The organism is Synechocystis sp. PCC 6803 substr. PCC-P (genome assembly GCF_000284455.1).
Classification (GTDB): domain Bacteria; phylum Cyanobacteriota; class Cyanobacteriia; order Cyanobacteriales; family Microcystaceae; genus Synechocystis.
The window spans coordinates 1,236,549-1,249,323 of record NC_017039.1 but is presented as its reverse complement, the minus strand read 5'-3'; the positions used below and the strand labels follow the sequence as shown (position 1 = coordinate 1,249,323).

14 protein-coding genes are annotated in these 12,775 nt (G+C 49.4%); 4 read left to right on the top strand and 10 right to left on the bottom strand.

Annotated elements, in window-relative coordinates; translation table 11 throughout:
• Positions 1–75: 75 nt before the first annotated feature.
• The gene (locus SYNPCCP_RS05860; RefSeq protein WP_010872336.1) at positions 76–1,968 is read right to left on the bottom strand and encodes a GNAT family N-acetyltransferase; all 1,893 of its coding nucleotides are present in this window, start codon (positions 1,966–1,968) and stop codon (positions 76–78) included.
• Between the two features lie 129 nt (positions 1,969–2,097).
• The gene (hemC, locus tag SYNPCCP_RS05855) at positions 2,098–3,060 is read right to left on the bottom strand and encodes a hydroxymethylbilane synthase (RefSeq protein ID WP_010872335.1); all 963 of its coding nucleotides are present in this window, start codon (positions 3,058–3,060) and stop codon (positions 2,098–2,100) included.
• A 139-nt stretch (positions 3,061–3,199) separates the two neighbouring features.
• Between hemC and SYNPCCP_RS05850 the strand changes: the two genes are divergently transcribed.
• Entirely contained in the window at positions 3,200–4,360 is a 1,161-nt protein-coding gene (locus SYNPCCP_RS05850; protein WP_020861659.1) for an AZOBR_p60025 family cell surface glycopolymer formation protein, read from the top strand.
• 32 nt (positions 4,361–4,392) lie between these two features.
• On the opposite strand, the gene rsfS is transcribed toward SYNPCCP_RS05850, so the two are convergent.
• The 4 genes from rsfS to trpS form a co-directional block, all read right to left on the bottom strand.
• On the bottom strand, positions 4,393–4,857 hold the full coding sequence (gene rsfS, locus SYNPCCP_RS05845) for a ribosome silencing factor (protein ID WP_010872333.1): 465 nt from the start codon (positions 4,855–4,857) through the stop codon (positions 4,393–4,395).
• A gap of 85 nt (positions 4,858–4,942) precedes the next feature.
• Positions 4,943–5,521: a bis(5'-nucleosyl)-tetraphosphatase (symmetrical) YqeK gene (gene yqeK, locus SYNPCCP_RS05840; RefSeq protein WP_010872332.1), complete on the bottom strand. Its 579-nt coding sequence runs from the start codon at positions 5,519–5,521 to the stop codon at positions 4,943–4,945.
• A 125-nt stretch (positions 5,522–5,646) separates the two neighbouring features.
• Positions 5,647–5,814 (bottom strand): hypothetical protein, encoded by a 168-nt coding sequence (locus SYNPCCP_RS17425; RefSeq protein WP_010872331.1) that lies wholly within the window; start codon positions 5,812–5,814, stop codon positions 5,647–5,649.
• Between the two features lie 150 nt (positions 5,815–5,964).
• A complete protein-coding gene (gene trpS / locus SYNPCCP_RS05835; RefSeq protein WP_010872330.1) occupies positions 5,965–6,978 on the bottom strand; it encodes a tryptophan--tRNA ligase in 1,014 nt (337 codons plus the stop codon).
• A 284-nt stretch (positions 6,979–7,262) separates the two neighbouring features.
• On the opposite strand from trpS, the gene SYNPCCP_RS05830 reads away from it, so the two are divergent.
• Entirely contained in the window at positions 7,263–7,487 is a 225-nt protein-coding gene (locus SYNPCCP_RS05830; protein WP_010872329.1) for a Calvin cycle protein CP12, read from the top strand.
• 159 nt (positions 7,488–7,646) lie between these two features.
• On the opposite strand, the gene SYNPCCP_RS05825 is transcribed toward SYNPCCP_RS05830, so the two are convergent.
• Positions 7,647–7,916, bottom strand: a complete 270-nt coding sequence (locus SYNPCCP_RS05825) for a DUF3143 domain-containing protein (RefSeq protein WP_010872328.1) — start codon at positions 7,914–7,916, stop codon at positions 7,647–7,649.
• A 204-nt stretch (positions 7,917–8,120) separates the two neighbouring features.
• Here SYNPCCP_RS05825 and SYNPCCP_RS05820 point away from each other — a divergent pair, with 204 nt between their 5' ends.
• The gene (locus SYNPCCP_RS05820; protein WP_020861658.1) at positions 8,121–8,939 is read left to right on the top strand and encodes an HpsJ family protein; all 819 of its coding nucleotides are present in this window, start codon (positions 8,121–8,123) and stop codon (positions 8,937–8,939) included.
• 10 nt (positions 8,940–8,949) lie between these two features.
• Here the strand turns inward: SYNPCCP_RS05820 and ribF are convergent, their stop codons facing one another.
• The 3 genes from ribF to SYNPCCP_RS05805 form a co-directional block, all read right to left on the bottom strand.
• Positions 8,950–9,891, bottom strand: a complete 942-nt coding sequence (gene ribF, locus SYNPCCP_RS05815; protein ID WP_010872326.1) for a riboflavin biosynthesis protein RibF — start codon at positions 9,889–9,891, stop codon at positions 8,950–8,952.
• A gap of 148 nt (positions 9,892–10,039) precedes the next feature.
• Positions 10,040–10,762 (bottom strand): ABC transporter ATP-binding protein, encoded by a 723-nt coding sequence (locus SYNPCCP_RS05810; RefSeq protein WP_010872325.1) that lies wholly within the window; start codon positions 10,760–10,762, stop codon positions 10,040–10,042.
• Between the two features lie 106 nt (positions 10,763–10,868).
• Positions 10,869–11,096 carry a ferredoxin family protein gene (locus SYNPCCP_RS05805; protein ID WP_010872324.1) on the bottom strand — a complete coding sequence of 76 codons (228 nt, stop codon included), beginning with the start codon at positions 11,094–11,096 and terminating at the stop codon, positions 10,869–10,871.
• Between the two features lie 167 nt (positions 11,097–11,263).
• Between SYNPCCP_RS05805 and glmM the strand changes: the two genes are divergently transcribed.
• Positions 11,264–12,709, top strand: coding sequence for a phosphoglucosamine mutase (gene glmM, locus SYNPCCP_RS05800; protein WP_010872323.1), 1,446 nt, complete (start codon positions 11,264–11,266; stop codon positions 12,707–12,709).
• Positions 12,710–12,775 lie beyond the last annotated feature (66 nt).

The following is a 12,775-nucleotide window of genomic DNA, read 5'->3' as shown; positions in this document are numbered from 1 at the left end:
TAAATCTAAGAAGCGGTAAAATTACTAACGCCAGCATCAAAAATTCCTTCAATAAATTAGCAGAAAGAAGACGGCTCAACTAAAAAACATTTTTAATTCGTAAACCCCTTCGCTCATACGTCGTTCCATGCGAAAGTTCATCTTCTCAAATAGATGCAACATGGCTCGATTTTCCAGTAAAACATCAGCGGTAAAACCCAGTAAACCTTGTTTTTTGGCCAATTGGGTTAAATAATTCAACAGCAGAGCACCAATGCCTTGGTTATGGTAATCATCCCGCACCACAAAAGCGACATCGGCTGTGTGACTATCTTCGTTGAGGGCATACTGACCCACCCCCACAATGGCTTCTTGATGTTGCTGTTTGATGATCGCCAGAATAATTATTTCTTCGTTGTAGTTAATCACAGAAAACTGTTGTAATCTCTGGTGAGACATATCAGTACGCACTGACATAAAACGCCTTACCAAACTTTCATCGGAGAGGGAGTAAAAAAAATTTTTTAGGTTAGGTTCATCGTTAAATTTCACTGGTCTCAATAACAATTCTAGTCCGGTGCGGGTGGTGCGATAGGTTTCCAGCTTTTCCGGATATTCCCCATGTTGCCCGGCAATGAAAGCTTGGTCAGCGTAAATTAAATGATTTTTTTTCGCCTGCTCAATTAACCAGGGACGGAATTTGGGATGGGCGATCGCCGTTAACTGCATGGCCCGTTCCCGAATATTTTTACCGTGGAGATAGGCAATGCCATACTCTGTTACTACATAATGAATATCGCCTCGATTGAGGGTAATGCCTACCCCTTCCCGCAAAAAGGGCACAATGCGAGAAATGGTTTCATTTTCGGCGGTGGACTCCAAAGCCAAAATAGTACGTCCCCCATTGGCCATCACTGCTCCCCGCATAAAATCCGCTTGGCCGCCAATGCCACTGTAAAAATTACTGCCCAGGGATTCGGCGGTGGACTGCCCCGTCAAATCAATTTCCAAGGCACTATTAATGGCCACCATATTGTCGTGATGGGCAATGATAATGGGATTGTTGGTGTAATCAACGGTGCGAAATTCCACAGCGGGATTATCGTTTAAATAATCATAAGTACTCCGACTGCCCATGCAAAAAGTTGCCACTACTTTGCCCCGATTTCTTGTTTTTTGGCTGTTATTCACTGCCCCACTTTTGAGCAATTGCACCAGCCCATCGGAAATTAATTCCGTATGCACTCCCAAATTTTTCTTATTGCCTAAATAACTCAATACTGCATCGGGAATACTACCGTAACCCACTTGAATCGTGTCCCCATCTTGGATCAAGCTAGCAACATATTTTCCAATACGGCTGGCGAGAATATTGTCCCGCTCCATTTGATATTCCAACAGCGGTTCATCGTGGGCAATGATATAGTCCAATTTTTCCAAGGCAATAAAGCCATCCCCGTGGATTCTGGGCACCTGGCTATTCATTTGGGCGATTACCAAACAGGCCTGCTCCACCGCCGCTTTAACAATATCCACACTCACCCCTAGGTTGACGTAACCATGGTCATCGGGATAAGAAGTTTGAATTAAAGCCACATCGATAGGGACAAATCCCTGCTCAAATAGCCCTGGTACCTGGGAAAGAAAAATGGGGGTGTAGTCTGCTAAACCTTCGTTAACGGCGCTACGGGTGTGGTGGCCAATGAAAAAGGAATTATGGCGAAAGTTTTTGGCAAATTTACTGTCGGTGTAGGGTGCTAAACCTAGAGTCCAAACCTGGAGCACTTCCGCATCAAATAGGGATTTAGGATGGGCTTGCACATAGTTGACCAACTCCTGCACTAAGTACTGCGGTTCCCCACAGGCCGTGCTGATAAACAGGCGATCGCCCCGGTGGATATGGCTAAAAATTTCACTGTAGGACGCAAACTTTTCGGGATATTGGCTCCGTAGTTGGGCTAACTGTTCCTGGCGATCAGAGTTGGGCATAGTTCTTGACCGGGGAAGATATGAGTGAAGCTGTTTCCCCCATCAAGGCCAGATTATCTCTTTCAACTCGAAACAGGCAACTTTGCACGTCCGGATGCCAAATCCAGCCTCCGCTTAGAACCGGACAGTTTATCCCCGGCCAGCTTCCGCTAAGATTTCCGCTAGGATTTCCCCTGCTCCCTGTTCCCGGAGTTTGAGGGCAAGATCCTGACCCAATTTTTCCGCTTCTTTCCGGGGAGCGCTGAGGGTATCTTTAATTAACCTTTGGCCATCCAAACTGGCCACCATGCCGGTAAGGGTTAAATTGTCGCCATCTAAATGGGTATTAACACCGATAGGCACTTGGCACCCCCCTTCTAGTTGGCGCAAAAAGGCCCGTTCCGCTAAGCAACGATCCCGGCTATTTTCGTCTTCCAACACTTTCAACAGGCTGAGAATTTCTTGATCGCCTTCACGACACTCGATGCCCAAAGCCCCTTGACCCACAGCATGGAGAGAAATTTCCGGGGGAATTAGTTGGTCAATGCGATTGGCCATGTCTAACCGTTCCAAACCAGCGGCGGCCAGAATGATGGCATCGTACTCATTACTATCCAATTTGGCCAAACGGGTATTAACGTTGCCCCGCACATCCTTAAAGGTTAAATGGGGAAAGTGGTAGCGCAGTTGGGCCAAACGACGGAGGGAAGAGGTGCCAATCACCGCCCCTTCCGGCAAGGAAGCCAAATCTTTGCCTTGGTGTTTAGCATTTAAAACCAAAGCGTCGGCGGGATTAACCCGTTTGGTCACGCAGCCCAGCATCAAGCCCGCTGGCAAATTAGTGGGCAAATCTTTGAGGGAGTGAACAGCTAAGTCGGTTCTTTTTCCCAACATGCCGTCTTCAAGTTCTTGGGTGAATAGTCCCTTATCCCCAATTTTTGCTAGGGCCACATCGAGGATTTTATCCCCCTGGGTTTCCATGGTTTCGACATCGAATTGGCGATCGGGGAAGTGTTTTTGCAATTCTTCCTGCACCCAATAGGTTTGCACGAGGGCTAGTTGGCTTTTCCGTGAGCCTATCCGAACTGTGGGAGCAGAGGTCGAAACAGTCATGAAACTTAAAAAATATTGTTAAAAATAGACTCGATCTAGCATAGCATCAGAGGCTATCGGCCTTGGTTTTCCTTCTGTGAAGCAATGGAGGAAACTCCCTAATCTTGGCTTCTATTGTTATCATCCCAACCCGATCGCCGTGGAAAAGATTGCTCAAAACACTGATTGTCAAGACATTTATAAAGCGATGTTGGTGGCCTTGGGGCTGGCGATCGCAGTGGCGGGGTATTTCTACTGGGCAAAATTTGACGGGCAGATCACGGGATTTTTCCGCATTGGTTCGGTGCTGCCCCTGTCCCCATTGTTGAATCCGGCGGAAACGTTAATTTACCAAGGGGAATTGGGTTACGACGGCCAACAATTTTTAACCATTGCCCTGGATCCGGGGTTACAAAATGACGGCTCCATTGCGGCCCTTGATCATCCCAGCTATCGTTATCGCCGTATTCTTTATCCTCTGCTGGGCTATCTGCTTGGTTTAGGCAATCCGGTGTTAATTCCCTGGGCTTTGGTGTTGATTAATATTTTGGCGATCGCCGTTTGTACAGGCTTAACTGCTGTTTATTTTCAATCTCAAAAACAGAAAACCATTGGAGTCTTAATAGTGCTGGCCATTCCAGGGATTTGGATGGTGCTATTTCTCTCCACAGCGGACTTACTGGCCAGTGCTTTCAGTATGGGGGCAGTGGTCTGTCAGCAAATATTTCCCCCCCATCAAAGTAAAAAATGGTGGCTGGTGCCTATCCTCTTGGCCCTAGCGTTATTAACCAGGGAAACATCGTTAATTATCTGGCTGGCCATTGCTCTAACGTTGGTGCAAAATCAACAATGGCGATCGATGGTCGCGTTATTACTCAGCCTTATTCCCTTGACCCTTTGGTTAGGCTATATCCGTTGGCGACAGTTGCCAGGGGGCAGTGGCACCGGCAATTTCGGTTGGCCATTGGTGGGGATAGGGGAAAAATTTCAGAGTTTGATTCAAGCAGGACTGACGGGTAACAACATCTACGAGGCCTATCTCTGGCTGTTATTCTTGCTAAGTCTGGCATTACTCATTTGGCTTACCCTGCCCCGGCGTCAAAGCAACAGAACCTTAGCCTACGGCGGCTGGCTCTATGGCGGTTTGTTACTGGTGGCCAGCTTTTATATTCTCAATTACTACCTCAATTACAGCCGAGTTTTTCTCGACCTTTTTCTACTCACGATCCTGGCCATGGCCCCAACCTCGAAGTTGATCCGTTGGCCCTACTTGGCGATCTCCGGCCTGGGTACGGTGACTTTCTTATTGCTCAAATCCTGACTAGGCAGGGATCAGTGTGGGATCTAAACACCCTAAGGAGAAGTAGGAGCATTGTAGGCAACACCGATCGCAGTGGCAATATCAGCTAAAGTTTGTTCCTGGGCATGGCCCCAAAAAGCTTCCAGCTTATAAAATTCCCGTTCCTCTGGCATAAAGGTATGGACGAGAACATCACCAAAATCCTGTAACACCCAAATGCTTTCACTGTTCCCTTCCGTATGGGTAGGCAGTTGACCGTGCACCAGTTCCACTTGTTTTTCAATGTTGTCGGCGATCGCCCGGACCTGGGTGCGGGAAAATCCGGTACAGATGACAAAATAATCCGCCAGATAGGACACATCCGTCACCTTGAGAATGACTAAATCCCCTGCTTTACGTTCTTCCGCGGCTTGGGCAATGGTCCACACCAGATGTTCAGTGGCGGGGGCATCGGCGGGAACGATGGGATTAACGGTCAAAGTGGGGGGGTATGCATCGAAGCGGGAAATTTCAGTCATATTAGGATTCGGTCAACTCCAAAAAACGATGGACAGGTTAAGGGTTACTTTTCTAGTGTAGCTAGAACCCCTGGGAATATTGTGCTTACTTTTCCATTTGTAACGCCCAATTGCGGGTCAAAATCACCTGGGGATGGATAACTTTGTGATGCTTGATTAAATAAGTCAGGGTTTGCTCACAGGTAAGGCGCACGGCTTGGTAAAGATTGTGTTGGGCTACCTGGCGTAATTTTTCTATCTCCAAACCATTGCCCCTAGTGGGTTCCAGAGCATCAGCGACAAAAATTAAACAGGATAAAAGGTCCATGGGCACTGCCCCCAGAGTATGGCAACGGATAGCTTTTAAAACGTCCGGATCATCAACTCCAAATTCCTCAGCGGCAATAATCGCACTCACATCGGCATGGATTAAATGGGGAGTGGCTTGCAAAATCGGGTCGAGGGGTAAATTATGTTCCTTGGCGATCACCAATAGTTTAGTCGGCGGGAAAAATTTAGCTAAATCGTGCAGTAGTCCTGCCTGTCCCGCTTTGATTGGGTCAACTTTATGGAGGGGAGCCCATTGCACCGCCGTCTGTTCGACTCCCAAAATATGGTCTAACCGTTGGGGGGAAACATTTTCTTGGAGCCAATGGATTACCCGACTCCGGTCTAACTCAACCATGGCAAGGAAAATTTACTACTAGCCCCAGTCTCCAAAAACCCCAGACAACAAACGGCGGGCCGAAACCCACCGATCGCCGTTTTTTATGCAAAGTTTTAGCCACCCTTAGGAGCGCTAAAAATAGATTAAACGTCGCTGGCGGCACCGTTATTGCTGGAGCCATTGGAGTCACCTTGTTGTCTTTGGCCACCGGAATAGCGGCGGTTTTGGGTGCGACTGGCGGAGCGAAACTGACGGGCATAAGCACGATTACGTTCAGCTTTTTCCTTCTTTAAATTACGACGTTTTGCCATTGTTTGTTCCTCATAAATATAGTTTACAGACCACTGCTGAGTCCGTTTGCGGTCGTCGTGCTAAGGGAAGTTTGCACAGGAAATATTCGGCCGTGGAGGCGCATCCCAAACTTCATCCTAACACGGCTCCTGGTGCCCCGATGACGGGCCCTAATAGGGCGGTGCTAAAAATCCGAGGGCATCTCGCACCCTAGCTAAGGTTTGTTGGGCAGTTTGACTGGCTTTTGCGTTACCCGCTTGGATGATGCGGTCCAACTCCCCCCGATCCGCCAAAATTTCTGCATATTTTGCTTGAATTGGTTCCAAGGCGGCGATCGCCGTTTCCGTTAACAGGGGCTTGAATTGACCCCAACCCATCTCGGCACATTCCTGAGCCACGGCTTCCTTAGTTTGATTGCTCAAGAGAGTGTACAAAGTCAATAAATTGTGACATTCAGGGCGTTCCGGATCATCGAACCATAAACCTCGCTGGGGGTCAGTCTTACATTTTTTAACTTTTTTCTTAATCATCTCCGGTGGGTCCAACAGGTTAATGCGACTCAGTTCCGACTCATCGGATTTGGACATTTTTTTTGTGCCATCCGCCAAGCTCATCACCCTTGCTCCCTCTTTCCGGATTAGGGGTTCTGGCAACTTCAACACCGGCGCATCTTCCCGGCCAAATTTATCGTTAATGCGGATCACAATGTCGCGAGTCAACTCTAAATGTTGCTTTTGGTCTTCCCCCACGGGCACTTTGTCCGCATCGTAGAGCAAAATATCCGCCGCCATGAGCACAGGATAGTCCAATAGCCCCACGCTGACGTTTTCCCCCTGTTTAACGGCCTTTTCTTTAAACTGAATCATCCGTTCTAGCCAATTGAGGGGGGTGACGCAGTTGAGCAACCAGGCCAATTCACTGTGGGCCGCCACATGGGACTGGACAAAAATGGTGGAATATTGCAGGTCAATGCCACAGGCGAGGTACAAGGCCGCAATGGTGAGGGTGTCCTGGGCTAGGGTCTGGGGGTTGTGGGGCACCGTGATGGCATGGAGGTCCACCACGCAAAAAAAGTTATCGTAATGTTGCTGTTGCTCAACCCAGCTCCGGATAGCTCCTAAATAGTTGCCTAGGTGCAGATTTCCGGTGGGCTGAACTCCAGAAAGGATACGTGGCTTGTCCATAGCAGTGGTTGACCTATGAGCGAAATTAAACTTAATTAAACTTGGGAATCGGTGTAGTTGACCCCATGCTTTCCCGGAGGAAACTGTTGTGAACCTGTGATCATTTTCACAATTCTTCATACTATCCCCGGTGGTGGCCCCCAGGGCCGTATGGGGCAAGTTGAGGTCAGCAAAGTGAGGAAAACCGCATATTCCCGTTGTGGTTCCTTCTACCCAAAGCCAACCAAATTCGCTAACATGAATGAGCCTTACTCTCTGTAGACAATCGTAGGCGGTTAAACTTTATGAGCAATATTCAAGAAAAAATCGAACAGGAGCTAGCCAACGCTAGACAAGTTTGCAGTACCGATGAAGCCTCTCCGGCGGAGTGCGCTGCGGCCTGGGATGCGGTGGAAGAGCTAGAAGCGGAAGCCGCCCACCAACGTCAACAACATCCCACCCAAACTACCCTGGAAAAGTTCTGTGACGAAAACCCCGACGCTGCTGAGTGCCGCATTTACGACGACTAGGGGCTGATGGGGCAAACCCAATGGCCGCAACTGGCGATCGCCAGGATTTCCAAAACGATGTTTTTGGTTGAAGCAGTGACAATTACCTGGGGGTTGTTACTGCTCTTTGCTGGTTTTGTTTAAGGGATGGTGGTAAAGGATATCTTCCCTGGGGTTAACCTAGGGACCTTCCAGGACCGCAGCTTCCACGTCTTGGCGACTGAGGGAATATTTAAAGCTCCGCACCACTTTGCGTTGGGGTTGGTGGGGGAAGTAGCAGATCACAAGTTCTTCTGTGTCCAAACTCAGTTCCGCATCCCAGTCCCCTTGATGGAGTAGCCAACAATGGCGATCGCCACGGTCTTGCTGACAACCCAGGGCCATGAGCCAGCGTTCTAATTGGGGCAGGGGATGGTTATAGAGGGGAGTTTCCGGTGCGGGGAGGCTCATGGGCAATGGCAAAATGGAAATAATTTAGATAATTTGACAGACGTTGGCTTAATTCGCCTAATCTAATCTAGACCATCTAACTTTGATCTTGGATCTTGTTTGCACTTTCGATAGGAGGCACCCCCAAAGCTGAAATTGCGCCTCATGGGGGGAAAGTGCTTAGCTAAGATGGCGTATAGTATATTGCGTTGCTCTCTGGAATTTATGAACATCCCTGCCTTTACCGCCCTGACATTAAAGTTGTTTGGCGTTATTTTCGTCCTCATTGCCCTGCTGGATTTTTTTAGCCTCATCTTCCCTCTGCAAATGGCTGATCCCCAGTGGCAGTTGACAACGATCACGGGCATTGTTGACCGGGGTATAGTGCCGATGTTGGGCATGGGGTTGATTTCCCTTGGTTACTTGGTGGATACCATGGCAAAAACCGCCGGAGCTTCCCCTAAAAATGGCTTTGATTTGCGGATGCCGATTTATATTTTGGCGATCGCCTTGGGGTTGGTCTTTTTATTGTTGATCCCCATACATTTGACCAATGTGAACCAAATTAAGACAGCGGAGTTGGCCCGACTGGAAACCCAGATTGGCCAGGGGCAAGAACAGGTGGAAGGGGCCCTGAGACAATTTGATGCCCTGTCCCAAAATCCAGAGGCGTTGGAACAACAAATCCAAGAAGGGGAGCAACTTTTGGCCTCCGGTCAAGCGAATGGTAATCCCCTCAACCAAGAGCAGCTGGCTAATATTGAACGCCAAGTGAACGAACTCAAAGGTTTACGGGAAATGTCTAAAGATCCTGCCGCCCTGAAGTCAAAAATGGAAGAAATTAAAACTAATTTAGAAAACCAGGTGACGGAGCAACGGCAAAAAGTAGAAAGCCAAGCCTCTAACCAAGCTCTTAAACAAGGCTTACGGGTGGGACTGAGCAGTTTGATGCTTTCCATCGGCTTCGCCGCCTTTGGTTCTTTGGGCCTGAGAAATTTGCTTTCTGCTCCCCCGACTCCCCCCAGTGCCGATCCCCTCGCCTAGATTGAAGCCATTAAGGAATCGCCCCATCCAGATTGAGTAACTTTTCTGCCTGCTGGCAGTCCTGGGCGATCTGATTTTTTAATTGGTCCAAGCCGGCAAATTTTGTTTCGGGGCGCAGATAGTGGGTCAAGGCCACCTCTAAACCTTGGCCATACAAATCCCCTGACCACTGCAGTAAATGCACTTCCGCCGAAGGTTCCTGGCCGTTGACTGTGGGGCGATCGCCAAGGTTAATCACCGCTGGTATGGGTACGTCCAAGGCATTTAGATTGACCCAACCCGCATACACTCCATACTTCGGCCAGAGTTTATCCGCTGGCAAACAAAGGTTAGCAGTGGGAAAGCCCAATTTACGCCCCAATTGCTGTCCCTGCACCACCGTCCCCCTGAGGGCATAGGGCCGTCCCAACAAATGATTGGCCATTGCCAACTTGCCTTCTTTTAAGGCTCGGCGAATACGGGAACTACTAATCCGTTCCGTGTCCGTTTGCTCCAATTGGGCGATCGCCACGGTGATGCCAAATTCTTGCCCAAGGTTTTGTAAATCCTGCACATTGCCCCGCCGTTGATGACCAAAGCAAAAATCCTGGCCAACGCTGATAAATTTGGCTTGCAATTGCTCCACTAAAATGGATTGGACAAATTGCTTGGGGCTAAGGTTGGCCAATTTTTCCGTAAAGGGTAATAAGACCAACTGTTCAATGCCGATCGCCGTCAATTGCGCTGCTTTCTCTGGCAAGGGAGTCAATAAAGGTTGGGTGCGGCCACTGAAAAAACTGCGGGGATGGGGATTAAAACTAACCACCGCTGGATGTAAGAGATGTTCCACCGCTTGGGCAAAATCCATCACCTGACGCAACACCACCCCATGGCCCCGATGGACTCCATCAAAGTTTCCCAAGGCGATCGCCGTGGGGGTCTGCAGAACGTTGGTGGTGGAAAGAATACGCAAGGTAATTGGCAATTAATTAATAAAAACTAATCGGTCAGGGCAAAAAAATCGTTATTCCTAGAAGGGGGGGTTGAGAAATTTTGGAGATTTTGTGGATACTGAGCAATCATTCAAAAATCCGGTCTTAAACCCGCCGCCCTCGAAAAATTTAGTTGTGATACGCTGCCCCCAAATAAAGTTCTCCCACCAAAGGATCATTGAGTAGACTTTGCCCCGATCCTTCCAACTTATCCCGGCCATTTTCTAGCACGTAACCCCGATCAGCCATCATCAAGGCCTGTTTGGCATTTTGCTCCACTAGAATAATTGCCTTACCAGTTGCATTAATGGCCTTAATTTGGGCGAACACATCCTTGACCAAAATGGGGGATAGGGCCGCCGACGGTTCATCTAGCAACAACAAATCCGGGTCTAACATCAAAGCCCGACCCATGGCCAACATTTGCCGTTCTCCCCCCGATAAAGTCCCAGCCCTCTGGTTGCGGCGTTGGGCTAATTTGGGAAACATGGTATAGATGCGGTCCTTTAGGGTTTGGGTAGGACCCTGGTGTAGAAAGGCCCCCATATCCAAATTCTCTGCCACTGTTAGGCTGCCAAACACATTACAAACCTGGGGCACATAGCACATTCCCCGACGCACAATTTGGTCAGAACCAAGGCCGGTAATATTTTCCCCTTTAAAAATAATCTCCCCCTGGCTTGGAGTGAGTAGGCCAAAAATAGTTTTGGCTAGGGTGGACTTTCCCGCTCCGTTGGGGCCGATAACTGTGACCAACTCCCCCGGCGCAATGGAGAAATTAATACCCTGCAAAATGGGCACATCAGCCACATAGCCAGCGAATACGTCCTTAACAACGAGGAGGTCAGACATAGATAAAGGGTGGAAAAGTTTGATCGACCCAGGCCACGGAACTTAGTGAATATCAGTCAACCAGCAAAATTTAAGCTAGTCGAGGGCAGTTAGACCCCTCCCAACCCTAGGCAGGGCTTTTCTGTAAATCAGGCCGTTCCTCCGGCAGAATGGCCCCTTCCACCGGGCAAACTTGGAGGCAGATGCCGCAATCGATGCAGGTGGCAAAGTCAATCCAGTACCAATCGGTGCCAATGGTGTTTTTCCCGTCTCCGGGGTGAATGCAGGCTACGGGGCAGGCTTCAACGCAGTCGGCCACGCCTTCGCAGGTTTCCGTAACAATGGTATGGGGCATATTTCGCCGGAATCAGAATTTAAAAATTGGGCGGATTTTTACAAATCGTCACAGTTCTAAGGGTAGCGGACGTTCAACCCCTGAGGCAATCCAGTGGGGCGTGATTTACCTGAAATTTCCCGGAGCAGTTATCCTGAGAGGAAGAATTGTGTGAGGAAAATTTTCAGATGGTTGCTTCCCCCATCCACAGTCGTGGTTTAGATCTGCCTTTGCCGTCAACGATGGGAGAATTCGGCTTGAGCTTGCCCCGATCGCCATTGTTTGGCACGGACGGTATCCGGGGTAAGGCTGGGGAATTGTTGACGGCTCCTTTGGCTTTATCCTTGGGCTTTTGGGCGGGGCAGGTATTACGGGAACAAACTGATACTGCTGGACCAGTGATTATCGGCCAGGATTCCCGACTTTCCAGTGACATGCTAGCCAACGCCATGGCCGCCGGTTTGAACAGTGCCGGGGTAGAGGTGTGGCAACTCGGACTTTGTCCGACTCCCTGTGTGGCCTATCTCACCAGAAAAACAGCGGCAATCGGGGGCATTATGATTTCCGCTAGCCATAATCCGCCGGAAGACAATGGCATCAAGTTTTTTGATCACCAAGGGCTAAAATTACCCAAATCCCTAGCCACGGCGATCGAAGCAGGACTGCGGGGACAAAATCAAACCTCCGGGCTGAATGCCAGTCAATGGGGAAGGAGTTATGGCCAGCCCCATCGTGTCCAATATTACCAAGATTTTTTGCTAGGTAGTTTGCCCCAACCCTTGAATTTTCAAGGGCTAAAAGTGGTGTTGGATCTAGCCTGGGGAGCTTCGGTCAATTTGGCACCCCATATTTTTCGCAGTTTGGGAGCGGAGGTCATAGCTCTGCACGATTTGGCCGATGGCAGTCAAATTAACGTTGATTGCGGCTCCACCCATTTACATCGTTTGCAAAGGGCTGTGCGGGAAACCGGGGCGGATTTAGGTTTTGCCTTTGACGGCGATGCAGACCGGGTGATGGCGGTGGATGCCCAGGGCCGCCCGGTGGACGGAGATTACATTCTCTTTTTATGGGGCAAAACTCTCCAGGAGAGCAACCATCTGCCCGATAACCTAATTGTCGGCACTGTCATGGCCAACTTAGCCTTTGAGCGAGCTTGGGAAAAACTGGGGGGTAAATTAATTCGCACTGCGGTGGGGGACCAAAACGTCCAAGCCCAAATGTGGGAAACCGGAGCCATGCTAGGGGGAGAACAGTCAGGACACATTATTTGCCACCACCACAGTTATTCCGGGGATGGCCTGCAGGCGGCCTTGCATTTAGCCACCCTAGTGCAAAAGTCCGGTTTATCTTTGAGCGAACTGCTGTCGGAAAGTTTCCAACCCTATCCCCAAATTCTCCGCAACGTCAGGGTACTAGACCGGGAGCGCCGCTTACATTGGCAAGAATGCGCCCCTTTGCAACAGGCGATCGCCACGGCGGAAAAGTCCATGGGCACCACCGGAAGAATTTTAGTGCGGGCTTCGGGCACAGAACCATTAATTCGGGTCATGGTGGAGGCGGCCTGTGCGGAGACGGCGGCCCATTGGTCGGACCAACTCACCAGCACTGTGCAATGCCATTTGGGGGATAGTTAACAGTTATCAGTTGGCAAAAAGAGTCTGCAAAACCAATGTTTACTACCCTTGACTATAGTAAGCGGC

What these genes read in the sequence shown, in the direction of transcription:
- SYNPCCP_RS05860 (WP_010872336.1), bottom strand. Translation starts at nt 1,968, where the DNA reads ATGCCCAACTCTGATCGCCAGGAACAGTTAGCCCAACTACGGAGCCAA.
- hemC (WP_010872335.1), bottom strand. Translation starts at nt 3,060, where the DNA reads ATGACTGTTTCGACCTCTGCTCCCACAGTTCGGATAGGCTCACGGAAA.
- rsfS (WP_010872333.1), bottom strand. Translation starts at nt 4,857, where the DNA reads ATGACTGAAATTTCCCGCTTCGATGCATACCCCCCCACTTTGACCGTT.
- yqeK (WP_010872332.1), bottom strand. Translation starts at nt 5,521, where the DNA reads ATGGTTGAGTTAGACCGGAGTCGGGTAATCCATTGGCTCCAAGAAAAT.
- SYNPCCP_RS17425 (WP_010872331.1), bottom strand. Translation starts at nt 5,814, where the DNA reads ATGGCAAAACGTCGTAATTTAAAGAAGGAAAAAGCTGAACGTAATCGT.
- trpS (WP_010872330.1), bottom strand. Translation starts at nt 6,978, where the DNA reads ATGGACAAGCCACGTATCCTTTCTGGAGTTCAGCCCACCGGAAATCTG.
- SYNPCCP_RS05830 (WP_010872329.1), top strand. Translation starts at nt 7,263, where the DNA reads ATGAGCAATATTCAAGAAAAAATCGAACAGGAGCTAGCCAACGCTAGA.
- SYNPCCP_RS05825 (WP_010872328.1), bottom strand. Translation starts at nt 7,916, where the DNA reads ATGAGCCTCCCCGCACCGGAAACTCCCCTCTATAACCATCCCCTGCCC.
- SYNPCCP_RS05820 (WP_020861658.1), top strand. Translation starts at nt 8,121, where the DNA reads ATGAACATCCCTGCCTTTACCGCCCTGACATTAAAGTTGTTTGGCGTT.
- SYNPCCP_RS05810 (WP_010872325.1), bottom strand. Translation starts at nt 10,762, where the DNA reads ATGTCTGACCTCCTCGTTGTTAAGGACGTATTCGCTGGCTATGTGGCT.
- SYNPCCP_RS05805 (WP_010872324.1), bottom strand. Translation starts at nt 11,096, where the DNA reads ATGCCCCATACCATTGTTACGGAAACCTGCGAAGGCGTGGCCGACTGC.
- glmM (WP_010872323.1), top strand. Translation starts at nt 11,264, where the DNA reads ATGGTTGCTTCCCCCATCCACAGTCGTGGTTTAGATCTGCCTTTGCCG.